General features: G+C 68.0%; 23 protein-coding genes. 9 read left to right on the plus strand and 14 right to left on the minus strand.

Annotation, left to right across the window (positions count from 1 at the left end; translation table 11 throughout):
• Positions 1 to 263: 263 nt before the first annotated feature.
• From BMZ45_RS10635 to BMZ45_RS10645, 3 genes are all read right to left on the minus strand, one after another.
• Positions 264 to 632: a TfoX/Sxy family protein gene (locus BMZ45_RS10635; RefSeq protein ID WP_091636017.1), complete on the minus strand. Its 369-nt coding sequence runs from the start codon at positions 630 to 632 to the stop codon at positions 264 to 266.
• 106 nt (positions 633 to 738) lie between these two features.
• On the minus strand, positions 739 to 3,156 hold the full coding sequence (locus tag BMZ45_RS10640; RefSeq protein ID WP_091636020.1) for a TonB-dependent receptor plug domain-containing protein: 2,418 nt from the start codon (positions 3,154 to 3,156) through the stop codon (positions 739 to 741).
• A 122-nt stretch (positions 3,157 to 3,278) separates the two neighbouring features.
• Positions 3,279 to 3,971 (minus strand): Pr6Pr family membrane protein, encoded by a 693-nt coding sequence (locus BMZ45_RS10645; RefSeq protein WP_091636022.1) that lies wholly within the window; start codon positions 3,969 to 3,971, stop codon positions 3,279 to 3,281.
• 106 nt (positions 3,972 to 4,077) lie between these two features.
• Here BMZ45_RS10645 and BMZ45_RS10650 point away from each other — a divergent pair, with 106 nt between their 5' ends.
• Entirely contained in the window at positions 4,078 to 5,019 is a 942-nt protein-coding gene (locus BMZ45_RS10650) for a DMT family transporter (protein ID WP_091636025.1), read from the plus strand.
• A gap of 114 nt (positions 5,020 to 5,133) precedes the next feature.
• Here BMZ45_RS10650 and BMZ45_RS10655 read toward each other — a convergent pair whose 3' ends face one another.
• The 4 genes from BMZ45_RS10655 to BMZ45_RS10670 all read right to left on the minus strand — a co-directional run bounded on the left by BMZ45_RS10655 (position 5,134) and on the right by BMZ45_RS10670 (position 7,370).
• Positions 5,134 to 5,505 (minus strand): VOC family protein, encoded by a 372-nt coding sequence (locus tag BMZ45_RS10655; protein WP_091636028.1) that lies wholly within the window; start codon positions 5,503 to 5,505, stop codon positions 5,134 to 5,136.
• An 89-nt stretch (positions 5,506 to 5,594) separates the two neighbouring features.
• Positions 5,595 to 5,990: a hypothetical protein gene (locus BMZ45_RS10660; RefSeq protein ID WP_175489036.1), complete on the minus strand. Its 396-nt coding sequence runs from the start codon at positions 5,988 to 5,990 to the stop codon at positions 5,595 to 5,597.
• 60 nt (positions 5,991 to 6,050) lie between these two features.
• Positions 6,051 to 6,395, minus strand: coding sequence for a VOC family protein (locus BMZ45_RS10665; protein ID WP_091636030.1), 345 nt, complete (start codon positions 6,393 to 6,395; stop codon positions 6,051 to 6,053).
• Between the two features lie 24 nt (positions 6,396 to 6,419).
• Entirely contained in the window at positions 6,420 to 7,370 is a 951-nt protein-coding gene (locus BMZ45_RS10670; protein WP_139215462.1) for a S41 family peptidase, read from the minus strand.
• Between the two features lie 196 nt (positions 7,371 to 7,566).
• Here BMZ45_RS10670 and BMZ45_RS10675 point away from each other — a divergent pair, with 196 nt between their 5' ends.
• On the plus strand, positions 7,567 to 7,962 hold the full coding sequence (locus tag BMZ45_RS10675; RefSeq protein ID WP_091636036.1) for a DoxX family protein: 396 nt from the start codon (positions 7,567 to 7,569) through the stop codon (positions 7,960 to 7,962).
• 76 nt (positions 7,963 to 8,038) lie between these two features.
• Here the strand turns inward: BMZ45_RS10675 and BMZ45_RS10680 are convergent, their stop codons facing one another.
• Positions 8,039 to 8,755, minus strand: coding sequence for a hypothetical protein (locus BMZ45_RS10680; RefSeq protein WP_091636038.1), 717 nt, complete (start codon positions 8,753 to 8,755; stop codon positions 8,039 to 8,041).
• A 127-nt stretch (positions 8,756 to 8,882) separates the two neighbouring features.
• A complete protein-coding gene (gene dbpA / locus BMZ45_RS10685; protein WP_091636041.1) occupies positions 8,883 to 10,265 on the minus strand; it encodes an ATP-dependent RNA helicase DbpA in 1,383 nt (460 codons plus the stop codon).
• Positions 10,266 to 10,401: 136 nt separating this feature from the next.
• On the opposite strand from dbpA, the gene BMZ45_RS10690 reads away from it, so the two are divergent.
• The 6 genes from BMZ45_RS10690 to BMZ45_RS10715 all read left to right on the plus strand — a co-directional run bounded on the left by BMZ45_RS10690 (position 10,402) and on the right by BMZ45_RS10715 (position 14,962).
• A complete protein-coding gene (locus BMZ45_RS10690; RefSeq protein ID WP_175489037.1) occupies positions 10,402 to 10,974 on the plus strand; it encodes a hypothetical protein in 573 nt (190 codons plus the stop codon).
• An 18-nt stretch (positions 10,975 to 10,992) separates the two neighbouring features.
• A complete protein-coding gene (locus BMZ45_RS10695) occupies positions 10,993 to 11,487 on the plus strand; it encodes a hypothetical protein (RefSeq protein WP_091636044.1) in 495 nt (164 codons plus the stop codon).
• Between the two features lie 161 nt (positions 11,488 to 11,648).
• Positions 11,649 to 12,632, plus strand: coding sequence for an acyl-CoA desaturase (locus BMZ45_RS10700; protein ID WP_175489038.1), 984 nt, complete (start codon positions 11,649 to 11,651; stop codon positions 12,630 to 12,632).
• Positions 12,629 to 13,630 carry a hypothetical protein gene (locus BMZ45_RS10705; RefSeq protein WP_091636047.1) on the plus strand — a complete coding sequence of 334 codons (1,002 nt, stop codon included), beginning with the start codon at positions 12,629 to 12,631 and terminating at the stop codon, positions 13,628 to 13,630. The genes BMZ45_RS10700 and BMZ45_RS10705 overlap by 4 nt, the downstream gene beginning before the upstream one ends.
• Before the next feature lie 116 nt (positions 13,631 to 13,746).
• Positions 13,747 to 14,244 carry an RNA polymerase sigma factor gene (locus BMZ45_RS10710; RefSeq protein ID WP_057161532.1) on the plus strand — a complete coding sequence of 166 codons (498 nt, stop codon included), beginning with the start codon at positions 13,747 to 13,749 and terminating at the stop codon, positions 14,242 to 14,244.
• A gap of 58 nt (positions 14,245 to 14,302) precedes the next feature.
• Positions 14,303 to 14,962 (plus strand): hypothetical protein, encoded by a 660-nt coding sequence (locus BMZ45_RS10715; RefSeq protein WP_091636052.1) that lies wholly within the window; start codon positions 14,303 to 14,305, stop codon positions 14,960 to 14,962.
• Positions 14,963 to 15,049: 87 nt separating this feature from the next.
• Here the strand turns inward: BMZ45_RS10715 and BMZ45_RS10720 are convergent, their stop codons facing one another.
• The 3 genes from BMZ45_RS10720 to BMZ45_RS10730 all read right to left on the minus strand — a co-directional run bounded on the left by BMZ45_RS10720 (position 15,050) and on the right by BMZ45_RS10730 (position 17,354).
• On the minus strand, positions 15,050 to 15,364 hold the full coding sequence (locus tag BMZ45_RS10720; protein WP_056172614.1) for a metalloregulator ArsR/SmtB family transcription factor: 315 nt from the start codon (positions 15,362 to 15,364) through the stop codon (positions 15,050 to 15,052).
• 233 nt (positions 15,365 to 15,597) lie between these two features.
• The gene (locus tag BMZ45_RS10725) at positions 15,598 to 16,038 is read right to left on the minus strand and encodes a hypothetical protein (RefSeq protein ID WP_175489039.1); all 441 of its coding nucleotides are present in this window, start codon (positions 16,036 to 16,038) and stop codon (positions 15,598 to 15,600) included.
• A gap of 296 nt (positions 16,039 to 16,334) precedes the next feature.
• Positions 16,335 to 17,354 carry a fatty acid desaturase gene (locus BMZ45_RS10730; RefSeq protein WP_217643185.1) on the minus strand — a complete coding sequence of 340 codons (1,020 nt, stop codon included), beginning with the start codon at positions 17,352 to 17,354 and terminating at the stop codon, positions 16,335 to 16,337.
• A gap of 127 nt (positions 17,355 to 17,481) precedes the next feature.
• Here BMZ45_RS10730 and BMZ45_RS10735 point away from each other — a divergent pair, with 127 nt between their 5' ends.
• On the plus strand, positions 17,482 to 17,745 hold the full coding sequence (locus tag BMZ45_RS10735) for a GIY-YIG nuclease family protein (RefSeq protein WP_091636057.1): 264 nt from the start codon (positions 17,482 to 17,484) through the stop codon (positions 17,743 to 17,745).
• Positions 17,746 to 17,808: 63 nt separating this feature from the next.
• On the opposite strand, the gene BMZ45_RS21665 is transcribed toward BMZ45_RS10735, so the two are convergent.
• Both BMZ45_RS21665 and BMZ45_RS10745 read right to left on the minus strand, forming a co-directional pair.
• Positions 17,809 to 18,156 (minus strand): hypothetical protein, encoded by a 348-nt coding sequence (locus tag BMZ45_RS21665; protein WP_175489040.1) that lies wholly within the window; start codon positions 18,154 to 18,156, stop codon positions 17,809 to 17,811.
• Between the two features lie 333 nt (positions 18,157 to 18,489).
• Entirely contained in the window at positions 18,490 to 19,488 is a 999-nt protein-coding gene (locus BMZ45_RS10745; RefSeq protein ID WP_091636063.1) for a zinc-dependent alcohol dehydrogenase family protein, read from the minus strand.
• Positions 19,489 to 19,567 lie beyond the last annotated feature (79 nt).

Here is a 19,567-nt window from a genome sequence, read left to right on the forward strand (position 1 = left end):
CCCTGTAGGAGCGGCGCAAGCCGCGACCCGGAACCTCACTCGCCATCGAAGGTCTCGTCGCAGCCACGCAGCCGCGGTCGCGGCTCACGCCGCTCCTACCCCAAGGCCAACGCCCCAAGCTCGCGAGATCGCCGCGCCCAGCTTCCTGTGGGAGCGGCGTAAGCCGCGATTGAAACCACACGCGCCATCGCCGGTTTCGTCGCAGCCACGCAGGCGCGACTGCGGCTAGCGCCGCTCGCCCCTTAGGCAAACGCACTATCGCGCTACTTCGCCGTACGCTTCGCGCGCGGCTTCTTCTTCGTCGGCGCATTCGCCTTGCGCAAGGCGGCGGCGTAGGCCAGGTCCAGCCACGGCCGCAGCTCCTCGGCCGAATCCAGCGCCGATTCCGGCACCGACCAATAGCTCAGCGCGATCAGTTCCTTCTGCTTGTGATAGACGAACGGCGCGCAGCCCGCGGCTTCGAATTGCGCGCGGCTCACGTCGTCGACCTTGACGTACAGCGCGTCGTCGTCGACCAGGGCGAAGATCACGCCGTCGCGGTACAAGCCATGCCCGCCGAACATGCGCCGCGACGTGACCGTGCCGAAGCCGGCCATCAAGTCGCGCAGGTAATCGAGATAGTCGTTGCTCATGCCTGCTGCGCTCCTTCCGACGCGTACGTCGGAAGGATACGCGCGTCGGCACCGCCGAATTGCGCCGATCGCGACCGATCGGCGCATGCCGACCGGACCACAGCGATCAGAAGCGGTGCCACAGCCTCACGAAGTAGGCCGCGCCGTTAAGGCCGAACTGCACGCTGTCGAACACGTGGCCGTTGTCGGTCTCGTTCGGATCCTGGCGGGTCGGCTTGACGTCGAACACGTTGGCGCCGCCGACGGTGAGCTTGGTGTTCTCGCTGAAGGCATAGGTCACGCTGACGTCGGCCGAAGTCTTGGCCTCGTAACGCGCGTTGGGCACGCCGCCGGCGGTGCCGGTGAAGGTGCCCAGGGTCTGCGGGCCGAAGTAGATCACCTTCAAGTCGCCTTCCCAGGCGCCGCGCGAATAGTCGAAGCCGACCACGGCCTTGGACTTGGGCGCGCCCTGCTCGATGAACAAGCGCTCGCGCTCGGACAGCAGCACGTCCTCGCGTCCGACCAGGGCCGGCGGCGCGTGGATGCCGGTGACCTTGGTGCGGTTGAAGTTGAGGGCGACGAAGGTGCCCAGCTTGCCGCCGCCCCACTCGGTCTCGTGGTTGAAGGTCAGGTCCACGCCCTCGGTCTTGGTGTCGACCGAATTGACGAAGAACTGGGCCTGGCCCACGCCCAGCGAATCCAGGATCGCGCCGACGGTGGGATCGCTGGTGTCGAAGCGGCCGCTGAGCACGATGCGGTCGTCGATGTTGATGCGGTAGGCGTCGAGGGTGAACGAGGTGTTCGCGGTCGGCGACCAGGTCAGGCCGAGGGTGTAGTTCTTCGAAGTCTCGTCCTTCAGCAGCGGCAGGCCCGCGGCGTTGGCGATGGTGCCGCCGTTGGGCGCGATCACCACGTCGACCGGTTCGCCGTTGATGAAGTCGGTGATGGTCGAGGAGAAGTACTTCTGCTGCAGCGAGGGCGCACGGAAGCCGGTGCTGGCCGAGGCGCGCAGCATCAGGTTGTCGGTGGCGCGGAAGCCGGCGGCGAGCTTGCCGGTCAGGGTGTCGCCGAAGTCGCTGTAGTCCTCGTAGCGCAGGGCGAAGCCGGTGGTCAGGCGATCGGTGAAATCGGCTTCCAGGTCGACATAAGCGGCCCAGCTGTCGCGTTCGTGGCTGCCCGCATCGCTGGGCTGGAAGCCCGGGAAGCCCTGGCTGCCCGCGTTGCCGCCCACGCCGACGCCGTCGGCGTCGATGTAGGAGCCCGGCTCGCCGGCGAAGATGCTGTAGCGCTCGTCGCGACGTTCCAGGCCGAAGGCGGCGTTGAAGCCGTGGAAAACCGTGTCGTAGTAGCGGCTGACGTCGAAGTTGTAGGTGTTCTGACGGAACGAGAAACCGCCCGCATCGAAGCTGCTCGCGCTGACGCCGCGGCCGCCGTTGAGCAGGTCGAGGTTGGCGATCGAGGCGTTGAGGGTGTGGTTGATGTCGTAGCGCAGCTCGTTGTAGCCGTAGGTGGCCGACAGATCGGCCTGCCATTCGCCCATGCCCCAACGCAGGCCGACGGTGCCGAAGCGGTCTTCCAGATCGCCGTCGATGAAGGGCACGAAGCCGTTCGGGTACATCGCCTCGGAGTTGCGCGAGGGGATGTCTTCCGAACCGATGCCTTCGCGCGCGAACGCGGCCGAGGACGCATCGCGGTTCTGCAGGCCGGCGGTGAAGTACAGGGTCGCGTTCTCGGTCAGCGGCTTTTCGCCGTTGAGGAACAGGGTCTGATTGCGGATCTTGGAGTCGCCGATGATGCGCGGGCTGCCCTTGGGTTCGGAGCGGTCGGAACGGCCGCGGTCCTGATACTCCAGGGTGATGCCGAGCACGCCGTCGCTGCCCAGGCCGACGCCGCAGTAGCCCGACGCCAGCCAGTTCTCGCCGTCGCCGCGCGAGTACTGACCCCAGCCGGCCACCGCTTCGCAGCCCTTGCGCTTCTTCAGGGCGATGTTCATCACGCCCGCGATCGCGTCCGAGCCGTACTGGGCGGCGGCGCCGTCGCGCAGTATCTCGACGCTGTCGATCGCCATCAGCGGGATGGTGTTGAGGTCGGTGCCGGTGTTGCCGCGGTTGCGCGCGCCGAACAGGTTGACCAGGGCGGTGGTGTGGTGGCGCTTGCCGTTGACCAGCACCAGAGTCTGATCCGAGCCCAGGCCGCGCAGCGCGGCCGAGTCGATCAGGTCGGCGCCGTCGGCGCCGGTCTGGCGGGTGGAGTTGAACGAGGGCGCGGCGTACTGCAGCGACTGCGCCAGATCGAACTGGGCGCCTTCCTCGGTGGCCTGCGCCATCGGCAGCACGTCCACCGGCGAGATCGAGGCGGTATCGGACGAGCGCTGGCTGCGGCGCGAGCCCAGCACGGACACGGTGTCCAGGGTCTTGGCCTCGCTGGCCGGCTCGGCCGGCGCTTGCGCGTCCTGGGCCAGGGCCGGCGCGGCGACGGCGAGACCGCCGGCCAGGCAGATCGCGTAATGGACGGCACGGAACAAACGAGTGCGGTGTTGCGTCATTGGCCTGACCCCAGGTACCGGAATTGGCACCTAGCCTAAGCCGACTCGCCCCGAATGGCCAAGATTCGTAAAGATTCCGCTAAGAATCTGCAAAGCAGTTCCGGTATACGCGGCCGCCCGGCTCAGTCGGGCCCACGCCAGCGCCCCAGCAACCGGTCGACCCCGAGCAGACCGGCGCCGAAGACCAGGAACAGGATCAGCACCCCGACCGAATTGCGCAGCACCACCGGCCAGCCCAGCGCGCCCACGTCCAGGAACGGATACGGGTACTCGTGCACGACCTGCCCGCGCAGGAAGGCCCAGACCACGTACAGGGCCGGAAACCACAGCCAGCGCCCGAGATCGCGCCAGCCCAGGCCGCCGTGCGGCACCGCCGCCAGCCACCAGAGCAGATACAACGCCGGGGTCGCATAGTGCAGACCGCTGTCGACCCACCACTGCGCGCCCTGCGGCTGCCAGAGGTGGCGCAGGATGGTGACGTAGACCGTGCCGGTCACCCCGATCGCCAGCGCGATCCCGCCGCGCGCGCGCGCGCTGGCCAGCCAGCGCGCCAGACGCGAGCCGCCGCCGAACACCGCCACCGCGCAGGTCGCGGTGACCAGCAGGTTGCTGAGGATGGTGAAGTAGCTCAGGTAGCGCAGCGTCGCCAACGCCGGCCCCACCGTGTCCCAGGTGCTGGCGATGAGCAGCCAGTATTGGCCGACCAGGGACGCCAGCGAGACCGCGCCGACCAACGCGGCGAAGGCGCGCCCCGACGGGCCGATCGGATGGGCGGCGCCGGCGCCGGACGCGTGACGGGTATCGCTGACTGGCATGGCCGTGCGCTCTCCCCTGGTATGCGGCGCAGCGTCGCATGCGCGCGCCCGCGGCGCATCCGCGCCGAGGAGCGATAATACGGCTCACCCCACGACCGCGAAACCGATGACCCCGACCGCCAAGGCGCAAGTCCAGATCCACTTCTGCGTGCTGCTATGGGGCTTCACCGCGATCCTGGGCAAGCTGATCTCGCTGCCGGCGCTGCCGCTGGTGTGGTCTCGCATGCTGATCGTAGTGGTCGCGCTGGCCCTGCTGCCCAAGGTCTGGCGCGGCCTGCGCGCGATGTCGGCGCGGCTGCTGTGGTCCTACGCCGGCATCGGCGTGCTGGTGGCGCTGCACTGGCTGACCTTCTACGGCGCGATCAAGCTCGCCAACGCCTCGGTCGCCGCGACCTGCATCGCGCTGGCGACGGTGTTCACCGCCCTGATCGAACCCAAGCTGGCCAAACGGCCGTTCTCCAAGCGCGAGCTGGCGCTGGGTGTGGCGGTGCTGCCGGGCGTGGCCCTGGTGGTGGGCGGCGTGCCGCACGAGATGCGCGCGGGGATCGCGGTCGGCGCGCTGTCCGCGCTGCTGGTGGCGTTGTTCTCCTCGCTCAACAAGCGCCTGGTCGAGCACGGCGATCCGCTGACCGTGACCGCGCTGGAACTCGGCGCCGGCGCCCTCGCCCTGACCGTGCTGGCGCCGGCGATGCCGCTGCTGTTCCCGGCCTTCGCCGGCGATCTGCTGGTGCTGCCGGGCCTGCGCGACGCGGTGCTGCTGGTGATCCTGGCGCTGGTGTGCACGCTGCTGCCGTTCGCGCTGTCGCTGGTGGCGCTGCGCCACATGACCGCGTTCGCGGCCCAGCTCGCGATCAACCTGGAACCGGTGTACGCGATCGTGCTCGCGATCGCCCTGCTGGGGGAACAGCGCGAACTCAGCGGCCTGTTCTACGTCGGCGTGGTGATCATCCTGTCGGCGGTGTTCGTGCACCCGCTGATCAGCCGCCCGCGCGCGGTGTCGCAGCCGGAACTGCTGGGGACGGCCGAGGCCAAGAATCTGTCCGAGTGAGGGCCTACAAAAAGTAGGCCCACTTACTCCCGCAGCAGCGGAACACAGTAGCCGCAGACTCGGCACATCGCGATTCTCTCGCCTTCGGCATCGCTTTGCATTTCCGGGTTCAGCCTAGACATGCTGGTCGAGCATGATCACGTTGCCGTCGGGATCGGACAGGATGAGGTGCGCCGGCCCGGTGCTGTCCGGATCCGCGCGCGTCGTGATCTCGACGCCCTGTGCATCCAGCGACGTCTGCACTTCGCGCACGTCCGTGAATGAAGCCAGCGGACTCGCGCTTTGGTCCCAGCCCGGATTGAAAGTCAGGATGTTCTTGTCGAACATGCCCTGGAACAGGCCGATTACCGTCGACCCGTTCTTGAGGATCAGCCAGCCCTGCGCCTGATCGCCGCCGAAAGCGGAGAAGCCGAGCTTTTCGTAGAAGGCTTTGGACGCCGCGATGTCTTTGACCGCGAGGCTGACGGAAAACGCGCCGAGTTCCATGGATCGCACTCCTGCTAGTTGGGGACGATGAGCAAGCCTGACGTTCGACATGGGTCTGGCGATGAAGGGATTCGGAATCGAATGGTTCGTCAACCGCCAGCGCCGGCCATCGAATCGCTTGCGCCAGGGCTGCCATCCCCGAATGCTTCGAACGGCAGCTCTACCGGCGAAAGAAGGAATGAAACCCCGTCCTCTTCTTGTTTGACATGCCACAGCGCCAGTCCCTCGGGCCTGATGCCGGCATCGAACGGAAACACGAATGACGGAAGCCAGAGCAACTGGATATCCCCGTCGCCCTCCCAGCCCATGGCCAGAAAACGGTCTTTGGCCGCTGCGATGTAGGCCGCGGCCTGCGGCCCGACGAAGGCGGAAGGCGCCTGGGTGAAGTGCAGGTTGTCGATCCACTCGAAGATGTAGCCGTGGAAGGAACCCAAGGCTTCGGGTCCGTAGGAAATTACGTTTTGCTTTGGGATCGAATAGCCCACCGTTGACGCCTCTGCCCTTATCTACGCCTGACCGAATTTACGCTGCCGCCGGCGCTGGGCTCAAAGCTGCCACAAGCCATGGTCGTTGCCGCCCTGCAGATAGATGGCGAAGGTGCCGTGGCCCGGTATCGGCGTGGGCTCGACCGCGACGAAGCCGCCCGCCTGCACCACGGCGGCGACTGCCGCCTCGATATCCGCCACCAGCCAGTACGGCCGCACCACCGGCTCCTCGGTGGTCCGCAAGGGTCCGCGTACGCCGACCAGGCCGCCGCCGGCCAAGGGTGCGGTACGCGCGTGGCCGAGTCCGGGATCGGGCGCGCCGAAGCGCACGCCGTTGGCCGCCTCGTAGGCGGCGCATACGCCATCCACGTCCTTGCTCACTATCTCCAGGTATTGGATTCGCATGACCGCTCTCCTATGGCCGTCGCCTCATCGACTGGCGCTCGTTCGGCATTGTGCGTTGATCCAGGCCGCCGCCGCTTGAATGGGGTCCGCCGTCTGCACGTCCGGGACGATTTCCCGTACGTACTCGTTTCCGTTCCGATCGAGCGTCGCCGACGTGGTGAGCACCAGGCGTCCGCCGTTGGGCAGCGGGACCGCCCTGTTCGCCGTCGAGTAACCGGCCGACGCGGAACCGAAGTAGCGGACATTGGATTGGCCGCGGAACATGATGGGAGTGATCTCGCCGGAGCTCGCCGATCGCTTTCCGATCGCGAAGGCGATGAATTTCGGCAGCCGCGCCGGCGTCTGGCTCAGCGTCTTATTGAGACGGTTCTCGACCCCGTCCATGTAGATTTTTCCGTCGCGCTTTTCGATCACGACTTCGGCGCCTTTCGCGTCGCGAAAGGCGCCGAGCTTGCCCTCAGTCAGCAAGGGCGCCAACCCGGTCAGCATGGGCCACATGTTGCCGCCCTCGTTCGAGGAAAAGTCCAGCACCAGGCCGCAGGCGGATTGCTCCAGCGAAGCGATCAGGGCATTGCGCACGCTGGACGCGGCGGCGGTCGTATCCTTGCCGCTCCAGGCGTTGATCTGCAGCACCGGCACGCCCTGCGCGGCCGGTAGCGCGACCGCGATCGGCCGCGGTGCGGCGGATGCGGCGAGTGCGGCCGACGGAGTTGCAGCGGAAGCCGGCGGCCGGCTCGCGGTGGGCGACTCGTACCAGGTATGCCGGTCGCCCAAGGCGCGGACCACGAACTGGACGGCGGCGTCTTCGCCCTCGGCTCGCTCGACCGCCGCGGCCTCGGCCTCCACGCGCGGCCAGTCGACGCGCGACGAGCGATAGGCCTCGTCCTTGGTCACGGCGATGACCGCGCTCAGCGTTTCGGAAGCCGCGGCCGGGCACGCCGGCGCCAACAGCAGCAAGGGCAGGAGCAATCGCATGCGGGTCGGCTGCATCGGGGTGTGACCGATTGTGGGTACAGCCGCGCGAGCCGGTCAATCGAAGCCGGTCGGCCGCAGGGCCGCTGGCTCCCCATCCGGCTCGGCCCAGCCTCGACGGCTCTCCCCGCAGACACGGCCGCCCGCGCCGATTATCCTGCCGTTCGTCCACGCGAACCGATCGCACCGAGGAAGCCCGATGAACCCGAACACCCAACAGGATCTCGCCCGACTGTTCATGCGCATCGTCCTGGGCGCGCTGATCCTGCTGCACGGCATCGCCAAGCTCAAAGGCGGCATGGGCGGCATCGTCGGTCTGGTCGAGTCGCACGGGCTGCCCGGCTTCCTCGGCTACGGCGTGCTGCTGGGCGAGGTGCTGGCGCCGATCCTGCTGATCGTGGGCTGGCACGCGCGCGTCGGCGGCGCGTTGATCGCGATCAACATGCTGTTCGCGATCTTCCTGGTCCACCTGGGCCAGCTGAACCAGCTCAACGACCAGGGCGGCTGGGCCCTGGAGCTGCAGGTGATGTTCCTGGTCTCGGGCCTGGCGATCGCCCTGCTCGGCCCGGGCAGCTTCAGCGCCAACGGCAAGTAAGCGCCCCGAATCGGATGCGGCCGCATGGCCGCGTCCGTCGCGCCTGACCGCCTGGCCTGGCGGCAGCGGCCGACGCCTAGACCGAGGCTTGGCGGAAGTGCTCGATCGAGTGGCCCGCGGCATCGTGCCAGGTCTTCAGCGCCACGATGTACTGCTCGATGTAGGCGACGTGCTTCCCCGCCTTCTGTGCCTGCTGCTGGCGCGCGCCTCCCACCACCCACAGCGCCTCGACCGCGGCGGCCATGCCGCCGACCACGGGAAACAACAGCCCCGCCGTCAGCTTGACCGCCTGCATCGCCGCCGCCAATTGGAAGCGCCGCTCGTCGGGCGCATAGATATCGTCGAACAAGGCCTGCGCCAGCTTGAGGGCGCTGGTCACCTGCAATCGATCGTTGTCCTGGAACAGCTGAGTGAACTTGAGCGTGGTCGCGGATAGCTCCAGGTCGGTCATCAGGATTTTCACGTTCGTCGCGATCAAGGCGCGCTCGGACGGGTCGTCGGCAGTGGCCAGGCGCGCTTGCGCGTCCTCCAGCTCCCTGCCGGCGCGCTCGACCTTTTGGGCGTGGGCCTCGCGCACGTAGGCGATGCGTTCTAGCAAAGCCGGCATGTAGTCGCCGATGACGCGAACCAGCTCATCCGCCTGCTGCGCCGCGAGCTCGGTCATATCGGCGGCGGTCGTGTACAGACTCCGCAAACTCGCGCTGGGCGTCCTCTCGGCGAAGGCGCGCAGTTGAGCCAGACGTGTCGCGTAGGATTCGTTTTGCGGCATGACACCCTCCGTGGTGATCGCCAAGCTGCGTGCATCGCAGCGATGCGCCTGCGCATCCCCGGCATCAGCCTAGACCGCCCTCCCAAACGACACCAGGGCAGCCCGCGCCGGCCATCGCCGTGGGCGTATGGCCGGGCTCGATGCTGGCCGTTTACAAGCGGTGCACGCGGAACTTGCGGCCCTTGATCTTGCCCTCGCGCAAGCGCGCCAGCGCCTGCGCGGCTTGCGCGCGCGCGACCGCCACATAGGACCGGGTCGGGAACACGTCGATCTTGCCGACCTGGTCGGCCTTGAGCCCGGCATCGCCGGTGAGCGCGCCGAGCACGTCGCCCGGGCGCAGCTTGTCGGTGCGGCCGGCGTCGATGCGCAGGGTCGCCATCGGCGCCACCGGCACATTGCTGGCGCGACCGGCCAGCGGCGCAGCGCGCTCCCAGCGCAGCGGTCGGCCTTGGCGCTCCTCTATCGGCTGCGCGCGCGCGATCTCGCGCGGGCTGCACAGGCTCAGCGCCACGCCGCCGCGGCCGGCGCGACCGGTGCGGCCGATGCGGTGGATGTAGACGTCCGGATCGGTCGGCAGTTCGTAGTTCACCACCGCGGCCAGGTCCTGCACGTCCAGGCCGCGCGCGGCCACGTCGCTGGCGACCAGCACGTTGCAGCTGCGGTTGGCGAAGCGCACCAGCACCTCGTCGCGGTCGCGCTGCTCCATGTCGCCGTGCAGGGCCAATGCGGTGAAGCCGTAGTGGCTCAGCGAACCGACCACTTCCTCGGTGTCGCGGCGCATGTTGCAGAACACCACGCAGGAATCCGGGCGGAACTCCAGCAGCAGCGCGGCCAGCAGCGGGGTCTTCCTGGCCGGCTCGACTTCGTAGAAATGCTGTTCGACCACAGGCTGTCCGACCGCGCCTTCGACCGTGACCTCGACCGGCTCGCGCATCATTTTCGCGGCCAGGGTGCGGATCGCGTCCGGGAAGGTGGCCGAGAACAGCAGGGTCTGACGCTTGCGCGGGGTCTTGCCGACCAGCTCGCGGATCGGCTCCTCGAAGCCCATGTCGAGCATGCGATCGGCTTCGTCCAGCACCAGCACCGACACCGCGTCCAGACGCAGGGCCTGTTTGCGCACCAACTCCTGCAGGCGGCCGGGCGTGCCGACCACCACGTGCGGGGCGTGTTCCAGCGACGCCAGCTGCGGCCCCAGCGGCATGCCGCCGCAGAGCACCGAGACCTTGAGATTGGGGATCGCGAAGGCGAGTTTGCGCAGCTGGCGGCCGACCTGGTCGGCCAGTTCGCGCGTGGGGCACAGCACCAGGGCCTGGGTGCGGCCGTCGGCCGGGTCCAGGCGGTGCAGCAGGCCCAGACCGAAGGCGGCGGTCTTGCCGCTGCCGGTCGGGGCCTGCGCGATCAGGTCGCGGCCCTCCAACAGGGCCGGCAGGCCCTGGGCCTGGATGGGGGTCATGCGCTCGTAGCCGAGCGCGGCCACGCCCTGCAACAAGGCGGGCGACAGCGGGAGGGAGGCGAAATCGTCGTTCTGGCTCATGCGCCATGATCGCAGCATTGGCCCGAGCCTGCGCTCCAACCTCGCCGCGCGGCCCCGGCGCGCCGTATGCTGCCGGCGCCGGCACGGCCCGGGGGCGGCCGCCGCGGCACGATCTGCCGCCACACGGAGCGCGCGCATGGAACCGCAATTCCTCCATATCCGAGTCCTGCTGGGCATCATCCTGGGCCTGGCGATCACCACCCTGCTCAAGGGCCTGGCGCGTTTCGTCCAGCACCCCGGCCGCGACCGCATCTACTGGGTGCACCTGGGCTGGGCGGTGTCGATGTTCATCCTGCTCACCCACTTCTGGTGGTGGGAATTCCGCCTGATCCACGTGCATGCCTGGACCATCACCGCCTACGCGTTCCTGATCGTCTACGTAGTCGTGCTGTTCCTGCTGTGCACCCTGCTGTTCCCCGACGACATCGGCGACTACAGCGGCTGGCAGGATTACTTCCAGTCGCGGCGCAAGTGGTTCTTCGGGATCATGGCGCTGAGTTACCTGATCGATTTCATCGACACCGCGATCAAGGGCAGCATCTACTTCGAAAGCCGCGGCCCCGAGTATCCGGTGCGCAATCTGGGCTTCGTGCTGATGTGCCTGATCGCGATGCGCACGCGCTCGGAGTGGTTCCACCGCGCGTTCGTGGTCGCGGGCATCGTCTACGAGCTGTCCTGGATCTACCGTCTGTACGACTTCGTCGACTGAAGCATCGGAGCGCAAGGCATGGATGCGGAAACCCTCAAGGTACTGATCGCGGTGGTCGGCGCCAGCGCCTCGTTCTGCTGGGGCGTGTGGACCTGGCGCACCGCCCGCCGCGATCAGCTACGGGCCTTGCGCGAGGAAGGCGAGCGCAAGGCCGAGGCCCGGCGCATCGAGGCGACCCGGCCGTTTCTGGAGAAACAGCTCGAGCTGTACGCGGAAGCGGCGCGGGTGTGCGCGCGCATCGCGTCCGCGCACGACCACGGCGACGCGGTCGCGCGTTTCTGGGAGCTGTATTGGGGCGAGCTGGCGCTGGTCGAGAACCGCGAGGTCGAGGCCGGCATGGTGCTGTTCGGCCAAGCGTTGCAGTACATGCCCGAGAACCGCTCGGAGCTGCGCCATCGCGCGCTGGAACTGGCGGCCGCCTGCCGCGCCTCTCTGGCGCGGTCCTGGGGCGTGGATGCCTGGGTCGCGCCGGACCTCGCCTCCGAGCGCGGCGCGCCGCCGCGCCGGGCATAGCACCCGCACGCCTCTTCCAATCGCCCCGGCGCCGCCCGTCGGCGGCCGCTTGACAAGCGTGGCAGGTGCAAATAAATATTTAGCAAATTAGTTAAATGCTGAATTCAGGCCGGCGCCGCCCCAACCTCGGAGCAGGTCCGCGCCCAGACCAGGGGATCGCCATGAACGCACTGCCCGACAGCCTGAGCACCCATCGCGTGCGCACCCACCCCGATGCCGAAGCCGCGGTGCGCGCGGTCAGCGTAGGGGCGGTGGTCTGGGAGCCGGTGCGCTCGGTGTGGTTCAGCGCCATGGTGCTGGGCGCGATCGTCGGCGGGGCTTGGCACTTCAGCTGGTCGGCCCTGGCCCTGTTCGCGCTCAGCACCGCGACCGTGCTGCTGCTCGGCCACTCGCTGGGCATGCACCGCAAGCTGATCCACGACAGCTACGACTGCCCGAAGTGGCTGGAGTACCTGCTGGTCTACTGCGGCGTGCAGGTCGGTCTGGCCGGGCCTTTGGGCCTGGTGCGCACCCACGACCTGCGCGACTACGCCCAGCGCCTGCCGCATTGCCACGACTACCTCGCCCATCGGCAGCCGTTCCTGATCGACGCCTGGTGGCAGCTGCACTGCGAGCTGCGGCTGGCCGATCCGCCGCCGATCGCGATCGAGGCGCGCATCGCCGACGATCCGTTCTATCGCTTCCTGCAGCGCAGCTGGATGGCCCAACACCTGCCCTGGGCGCTGCTGTTCTTCGCCCTGGGCGGTTGGGGCTGGGTGTTCTGGGGCGTGTGCGCACGCGTGAGCGCGGGCGTGTTCGGGCACTGGCTGATCGGCTACTTCGCCCATAACCATGGCGGCATGCACCACGAAGTGCGCGGCGCCGCGGTGCAGGGCCACAACGTGCGCTTCGCCTCGCTGCTGACCATGGGCGAGAGCTGGCACAACAACCATCATGCGTTCCCGGGCTCGGCGCGTTTGGGGCTGTATCCGGGCGAATGGGATCCGGGCTGGTGGACGCTGCGCGCGTTGGCGCGTGTCGGCCTGGTCGCTCGCCTGCGCGAGCCCGCCGACCTGCCGCCGCGTCCGGAGCTGCACCGGCTGCCGGAGCCCGCGGCCACGCCCTGCGCGTTCTGCCAGGGTCTGCGCGCGCGGGGGCTGTCATGAGCGCGGCGCCGGGCAAGCGCGTTCGCTGGCTGTACGGCAACTGGCTGTGGCCGCTGCTGTGCGGCGTGCTGGTCGGCCTGGGCTTGCGCCTGATCTTCAGCGCGGACGCCGGCAATCCCTACACGCCCATGCTGATTTCGTTCCTGCTGCTCGCACCCTTCCTGGTCGGCATGGTCGCCGTCTATGTGGTCGAACGCCAGGCACGCAAAGGCTGGGGCTTCCACTTCGGCATGGGCGCGCTCGCCAATGCGTTCTTCGTGGCCGGGACCCTGGTCATGGGCCTGGAGGGCGCGATCTGCGCCATCGTCGCACTCCCTCTGTTCGCGGTCATCGGCGCATTCGGCGGCTTGTGCATGGGCCTGATCTGCCGCCTGACCCGACGGCCGAGCCACTCGCTATACGGCGTCGCCTTGCTGCCGTTGGTATTGGGCGCCCTCGAGAACCCGCATCCGCAAGGTCGCATCGAACGCATCGAGCGGCAGGTCTTCATCGCCGCCTCGCCCGAAACCGTCTGGCGCCAGTTGATGACCGCCGACGCGATCCGCCCGGACGAAGTCGATACCGCCTGGACCTACCGCATCGGCGTGCCCAAGCCCCTGGCCGGCATCGTGCGCCAGACGCCGACCGGCCTGGTGCGCGACGTGCGCATGGGCAAAGGCATCCATTTCCAGCAGATGTCGAGCGACTGGCAGCCGCAGCGCTATGTGAAATGGCAGTACCACTTCGATGCCGATTCGGTGCCCGCCGGCGCGCTCGACGATCACGTACGCATCGGCGGCGAATACTTCGACCTGCTCGACACCGCCTACACCCTGACCCCGCGCGACGGCGGCACCCAGCTGGCGATGCGTTTGGACTACCGCGTCAGCACCGCCTTCGACTGGTACGCCGCGCCGCTGGGGCGCTGGCTGCTGGGCGGCCAGAGCGAGACCCTGCTGTCGTTCTATCGGCGCCGCGCCGAAGCCGGCCATCGCCCGGCCGCGCCGCCGCCCGGCTGACCGCCCCGCCCTCGGTCGCGCCCGGCTGTGATGTTTCGCCCCTCCCCGCGAATCATGTGTTCGACTAGGGCGGAAGCGGCGGCATCGGCATGAAGGGTTTGGAGGGGTCGGTCGGCATGGACAACGCACGGCAACGCTTCGGCGAACTGCTGGATGCGCATCGCAAGATCGTCTTCAAGGTCGGCAATACCTATTGCCGGCACCCCGACGATCGCGCCGACCTGGCCCAGGAGATCGCGACCCAGCTGTGGCGCGCCTATCCCGGCTACGACCCGTCGCGGCCGTTCTCGACCTGGATGTACCGGATCGCGCTGAACGTGGCGATCTCGTTCGTGCGCAGCGACGGCCCGCGCCAGCGCAACGCGGTGCCGCTGGACGAGGACCTGCACGAGCTCGCCGACGAATCCGCCGGCGACCACGAAAGCGCGCAGCGCGTGCGCGACCTGCACCGCTTCATCGGCCAACTGGAACCGCTCAACCGCGCCTTGCTGCTGCTCTACCTGGAAGACCGCAGCTACCGCGAGATCGCCGAGGTGCTCGGCATCAGCGAAACCAATGTGGCCACAAAGATCAGCCGCCTCAAACAACGCATCCGCAGCGAAATGCCGGACTGACGGCGGCGCACGCATCCCTTTCCACCACGCGGCACACGACACGATGAGCGCAACGACGATGGAACTAGACGACCTCAAACAAGCCTGGCAAGACCTCGACCGCAAACTCGAGCGCCAGCACGCCATGGACCTGCTGCGCTTCCGCGAAGAACGCGGCAAGCGCCTGAAATCCGGCCTGTGGCCGCTGGTTCTGGGCCAGGGCCTGCAGATGCTGATCGGGCTGGCGGTGCTGCTGCTGGGCGTGGATTTCTGGACCAGCCACCGCGACGTCACCCACCTGTTCGTATGCGGCCTGATCCTGCACGTCTACGGCGTGGCCCTGATCGCCTGCGGCGGCATGGTGCAGGCCATGATCGCGGCGGTGGACTACTCGGCGCCGGTGCTGGAGATCCAGAAACGCCTGGCGCGGCTGCGCAAGTTCTACGTGCGCACCGGCATGGTCGTGGGCCTGGCCTGGTGGCTGATCTGGATGCCGTTCATGACGGTGGTCTTCATGGTGCTGTTCGGCGCGGACCTGTACCTCAATGCGCCGTCGGTGTTCGTGATCGGCGGCGCGATCGGCGTCGTCGGTCTGCTCGCGACCTGGTGGTTCCACCACTGGTCGCGCCACCCCAGCCGGCCGCGCCTGGCCAAGGCCATGGAAGACAGCATCACCGGCCGCAGCCTGCGCCGCGCCCAGGCGATCGCCGAGGAGATCGCGCGCTTCGAGCGCGACTGAAATCAGGGCCGCCGGCGCATCGCGCGCCGACCTCGATCGAATGCAAGAACGCGCCGCGACCGCGGCGCCATTCCCCCAGCGGCCGGCTCAACCGGCCGCTTTTTTCGCGCGCCGGCTCTCGCGCTTGAGCGGGCCGCCGACCGGGCAGATCTCGAACGCGAACTGGGTCAGGGTGTTGACCAGGTTGTCGGGCACCAGCTTGTAGACCACGAACTGCCCGCGCCGCTCGCTGGAAATCAGGCCGGCATTGACCAGCACCGACAGGTGGCGCGAGACCGCCGGCGCGCTCATGTTGAAGCGCGCGGCGATGTCGCCGGCCGGCAGTTCCTGCTCGGACAGATAGGCCAGAATCTGCCGCCGCGGCGTGGACGCCAGCGCCTCGAAGATCTTGTCCTGTTTCATAACTGCGCGCTCATGGCTGGTCTTTCAGAGTCGGAACGACGGCGGCCCGCGAGGGCCGGGACACATGGACAGTGGCCTGCGAGAACATCATAGCCTTCCGCGCCACGCCGGTATGAGCGTGGGCGAAACCGGCCGCGCGCTGCGGCCGGGAGCCGCACGCGCGAAGGCCGCGGCGGGTGCCTGCACCCGTCGCGGCCCGGACTTGCGGCGCGATTGCGCGGCGCAAGCCGACCTCAACCGCGACCCGGCAGCGGCGGCGGCGCGCCACGCGCGGCGGCTTCGGCGACCCGCTCTTCGTAGCGCTGCTCGTTCATCCAGCCCGACACCACCCGGCCGTAGCGCGAAATCATCATCATGTTGAAGAAGTGCATGGCGCCCAGCATCAGCACCGACACGCCGATCTTGCTGCCGATATGAGCGATCGGGTTGCTGAGCAGGGCGTCGGCGTTCCAGCCGTCCAGGCGGATCGCGATCACGCCGATGTTGATCAGATAGAAGCCCACCACCAGCAGATGGTTGGTGGACTTGGCCAGGACTTCGTTCTGGCCGAAGCACATCACCAGGAACACCTCGCCGTTGCGCGACAGGGTGCGGGCCACCCAGATCGTCATGGCGACGGAGATGGCCAGGTAGGCGAGCAGGCCGACTTGGGTGACTAGGGCTTCATCGATCATGGCGGTGCACCTCTATGGTTTAGTCATTTGCTTATTTAACTAATATGCTAAATCAATCGCGCACGAAGTCAAGCGCCGTTCGTCGGCGTGCGCCAGGCCGAGAGGCCGGGCCGCGGGCATCGAGGAAGCGAAGCGCCGGTCGGGGCGGGAGCGTGGGGGCGGTACGCGAGGGAATGCGTCGAAACGCCAGGGCGCCCGCTGCGGGCGGCGACGCCCGCCGGATCGGTCACGGCGGGGCGTCGAGGGCAGGACGTCGCGCGCTGCGGACGCCCTGCCCGGTATTGCCTAGGCGCGGATCAGGCCCGCGCGCGCTTCGGAAAACCGACCATGCGCTTGAGGTCTTCGTCCCACAGCTTCAGTCGCGCGCACTTCAGGCTGGACCACAGGGTCAGCTTGGGCGCGGCCTGCAGCAGCGGGCTGGACTCGTAGGCCTCGCGCAGACGGTAGTTGGGGATGCGGCTGGCGAGGTGGTGGATGTGGTGGTAACCGATATTGCCGGTGAACCAATGCATCACCCGCGGCAGGTCGTAGAACGAGCTGCCGGCGATCGCGGCCTCGTGCGAGTTCCAGTCGTCCTTACGGGTCCAGTAGGCGTCCTCGAAGGTGTGCTGCACATAGAACAGCCACACGCCCATCGCGCCGGCCAGCAGCACGATCGGCAGGTGCACCAGCAGCACGGTATGCCAGCCGATGGTGAAGCCCATCGCGACGAAGGCCACGATCAGCATCAGGTTGTTGAGCAGCACGCTCGCCCATTCCTTCTTCCAGGTGAAGGGCAGGTCGAACGGGAAGCGGTGCTTGAGCACGAACTGGTACAGCGGGCCGATGCCCAGCAGCACCGGCGTGCTGCGATAGAAGCGGTAGCTCATGCGGCCCAGCCAGGAACGCGCGCGGTACTCGGCGACGGTCAGGGTCTCGATGTCGCCCATCTCGCGGCGGTCGAGGTTGCCCGAGGTGCCGTGGTGCACGGCGTGGGTCTTCTTCCAGTAACCGTAGGGGAACAGGGTCACCAGACCCAGGCAGCGACCGACGAGATCGTTGGCGCGGCTGCTGGCGAAGAACGAGCCGTGCCCGCAGTCGTGCTGGATGATGAAGATGCGCACGTACAGGCCGGCGGCGGGCAGCGACAGCAGCAGCGTCCAACCGTAGCCCCATTGCGCGACCACGCTCCAGGCCATCAGGGTCCAGAGTGCGGCGAACGGAACCAGGGTGTTGATCAGTTGCCAGACCGCCCGTCCCAGGTGCGGCTTGGCGAAGCGCGCGCACAGTTGGCGCAGGTTGGTTACGGCGGCGTGCGATTCGTCTGCGGCGCTCAAGCGGATTCTCCAGGGGAAGACCCATTGTCGGCGTCGCTACGTGTCCTAGCAATGACGTTCGTTGGCGTATGGTTGTGATGGCCATTCAGATTCGCGGCGCCGGCGCGATCGCCGCTACCCTATCGGCATGGCCGTTTGGCACGTCTACCTCATCGAATGCCGCGACGGCAGCGTCTACACCGGGATCGCGGTCGACGTGGACCGCCGCTACGCCCAGCACGCGGCCGGCAAAGGCGCCCGCTACACCCGCTCGCACCCGCCCCTGCGACTGCTGACCAGCTTCGCCTACCCCGACCGCTCGACCGCCTTGCGCGCGGAATACGCGATCAAGCAGCTCAGCCCCGAGCGCAAACGCGCCCTCGGCGCCGGCGCCCAGGCACCGCCGGCCTGAACCTGGACCTGAACCGAACAGGGCCACGCGCCGGCGCGAGCCGGCCGTGCTCTACGGCCGCGGCTAGCGCCCCCGTCGTCGCGACCACGCGCTGAAGCCCCGGGCCCTCCCTTCGGGGATGGCAGCAAAAAGCAGGACCGAGCTGCACCAGTGGCCGTTGCCGCGCCCATTATTCCGATCGCTGTCGCTGTCGCTGCTGTTGCTGTTGCTGTTGCGGTTGCGGTTGCGGTTGCGGTTGCGGTTGCGGTTGCGGTTGCGGTTGCCGTTGCGGTTGCCGTTGCGGTTGCGGTTGCCGTTGCCGTTGCCGTTGCCGTTGCCGCGGCATTCAAATCCAAAAGCCCCGCGCTCACACGACCAACCGTAGACCCGAAGGGCGGCGCGCAGGACGCGCGCCGTTTTTCGATAGGGCAAGGATGTCCTATCGAAAAATCCCGGCGCAACCACCGAACCCGCAGGGGAGGTTTGGTCCCGCTAGCCCTTCTCTTTGGTTACTTTCTCTTGGGCTAGCAAGAGAAAGTGACCCGCATGCGCAGCAGGCGGAAGCCTTTGACCTTCGAACCGAGCCGACGAAGCAACAGCAAAAGCAAATCCTCCCCAACCCTCCTTTTACAAAGGAGGAGCTAGGAGCAAGAGCTTGCTAGTGTTCAGCCCTGCACGAACCTGCGGTTCGTAAGCCGCACGGCTTCACCCTTTTCCAAAGGAGGGAGTCAAAAGCAAACGAGCGAATCAAAGACGAAGGCGGACTTACGCGCGGGAAGACGCATTAGGAATCAACACGATCTTCCCCGCCCGCTCCCCCGCGGCCGCCGCCGCAACCGCCTGCCTGATCTGATCGATCCCGTAAGTCGCCTGCACCCGCGCATGCAACCTGCCCTGCGCGATCAAACCCGCCAACTCCGCGAACAAGGCCGCCCGCCGCTCCTGCGGCGCCGTCCGATACCAGCGCGCCAGCCAGAACCCGCGCAACGCCACATCGCGGAACACCAGCGAAGCCGGCGACACCGCGCAAGGCTCCCCGCTCATCGCCCCGTAATTGACCACCACCCCACCCTCGCCCAGACACTGCGCCAGACGCTCCGTCGCCGCCCCGCCCACCGCATCCACGCCCAGCCGGATCGTCGCCCCGCCGGTGACCTCGCGCACCCGTTTGCCCAGATCGTCGCCGTCCACCAGCACCGCGTCCGCGCCCAACCCCAGCACGTCCTCGCACGCCGATTCGCGTCGCACCACGTTGAGCGTCTTCAGCCCGCGCAGCGCCGCCAACTGCACCAGATAACCGCCGACCGCCGAATTGGCCGCGTTCTGGATCACCCACTCGCCCGGCGTCAGATCGACGAATTCGGACAGCAACAGACTCGCGGTCGGCGGATTGACCGTGATCATCGACAGCTGCACCGGATCGGCATCGTCCGGCAAGGGCAGCAGCGCGCGCGCATTGACGACCATGTGGGTGGCCCAGGTGCCGCCGCTGGGCGGCAACAGCACGGTGCGCCCGACCGCGGGTGCGCTCACGTCGTCGGCCAGGGCCAGCACCCGGCCCACGCCTTCGTTGCCGCCGACCGCCGGCAAGGGCGGCAGCAGCCCGTACTGACCGGTCAGGGTGAGCAGGTCGGAGGGATTGATCGGCGCGGCCAGCACCTCGACCAGGGCCTGCCCCGGCGCCAGCGCCGGCAGCTCGCTGTCCACCGCTTCGATCACGTCCTGCGGCACCGGACCGCGCGTCGCATACCTGGCCTGCTTCATGGCCGCATCCTCCAGTGATCGCCCGTCGCGGGCCGGAACGCCCACGTTACCGCGCTCGTGCGGCTTGCGCGCGGACGCC

Source organism: Lysobacter sp. cf310 (assembly GCF_900114355.1).
GTDB lineage: Bacteria > Pseudomonadota > Gammaproteobacteria > Xanthomonadales > Xanthomonadaceae > Lysobacter.

Excerpts from the sequence above, each read along its gene's own strand:
- BMZ45_RS10635 (WP_091636017.1), bottom strand. The coding sequence starts at position 632 with ATGAGCAACGACTATCTCGATTACCTGCGCGACTTGATGGCCGGCTTC.
- BMZ45_RS10720 (WP_056172614.1), bottom strand. The coding sequence starts at position 15,364 with ATGAAACAGGACAAGATCTTCGAGGCGCTGGCGTCCACGCCGCGGCGG.
- BMZ45_RS10735 (WP_091636057.1), top strand. The coding sequence starts at position 17,482 with ATGGCCGTTTGGCACGTCTACCTCATCGAATGCCGCGACGGCAGCGTC.
- BMZ45_RS10650 (WP_091636025.1), top strand. The coding sequence starts at position 4,078 with ATGACCCCGACCGCCAAGGCGCAAGTCCAGATCCACTTCTGCGTGCTG.
- dbpA (WP_091636041.1), bottom strand. The coding sequence starts at position 10,265 with ATGAGCCAGAACGACGATTTCGCCTCCCTCCCGCTGTCGCCCGCCTTG.
- BMZ45_RS10715 (WP_091636052.1), top strand. The coding sequence starts at position 14,303 with ATGGAACTAGACGACCTCAAACAAGCCTGGCAAGACCTCGACCGCAAA.
- BMZ45_RS10725 (WP_175489039.1), bottom strand. The coding sequence starts at position 16,038 with ATGATCGATGAAGCCCTAGTCACCCAAGTCGGCCTGCTCGCCTACCTG.
- BMZ45_RS10670 (WP_139215462.1), bottom strand. The coding sequence starts at position 7,370 with ATGCGATTGCTCCTGCCCTTGCTGCTGTTGGCGCCGGCGTGCCCGGCC.
- BMZ45_RS10655 (WP_091636028.1), bottom strand. The coding sequence starts at position 5,505 with ATGGAACTCGGCGCGTTTTCCGTCAGCCTCGCGGTCAAAGACATCGCG.
- BMZ45_RS10700 (WP_175489038.1), top strand. The coding sequence starts at position 11,649 with ATGAACGCACTGCCCGACAGCCTGAGCACCCATCGCGTGCGCACCCAC.
- BMZ45_RS10675 (WP_091636036.1), top strand. The coding sequence starts at position 7,567 with ATGAACCCGAACACCCAACAGGATCTCGCCCGACTGTTCATGCGCATC.
- BMZ45_RS10710 (WP_057161532.1), top strand. The coding sequence starts at position 13,747 with ATGGACAACGCACGGCAACGCTTCGGCGAACTGCTGGATGCGCATCGC.
- BMZ45_RS10665 (WP_091636030.1), bottom strand. The coding sequence starts at position 6,395 with ATGCGAATCCAATACCTGGAGATAGTGAGCAAGGACGTGGATGGCGTA.
- BMZ45_RS10695 (WP_091636044.1), top strand. The coding sequence starts at position 10,993 with ATGGATGCGGAAACCCTCAAGGTACTGATCGCGGTGGTCGGCGCCAGC.
- BMZ45_RS10690 (WP_175489037.1), top strand. The coding sequence starts at position 10,402 with ATGGAACCGCAATTCCTCCATATCCGAGTCCTGCTGGGCATCATCCTG.
- BMZ45_RS10640 (WP_091636020.1), bottom strand. The coding sequence starts at position 3,156 with ATGACGCAACACCGCACTCGTTTGTTCCGTGCCGTCCATTACGCGATC.
- BMZ45_RS10645 (WP_091636022.1), bottom strand. The coding sequence starts at position 3,971 with ATGCCAGTCAGCGATACCCGTCACGCGTCCGGCGCCGGCGCCGCCCAT.
- BMZ45_RS10745 (WP_091636063.1), bottom strand. The coding sequence starts at position 19,488 with ATGAAGCAGGCCAGGTATGCGACGCGCGGTCCGGTGCCGCAGGACGTG.
- BMZ45_RS10705 (WP_091636047.1), top strand. The coding sequence starts at position 12,629 with ATGAGCGCGGCGCCGGGCAAGCGCGTTCGCTGGCTGTACGGCAACTGG.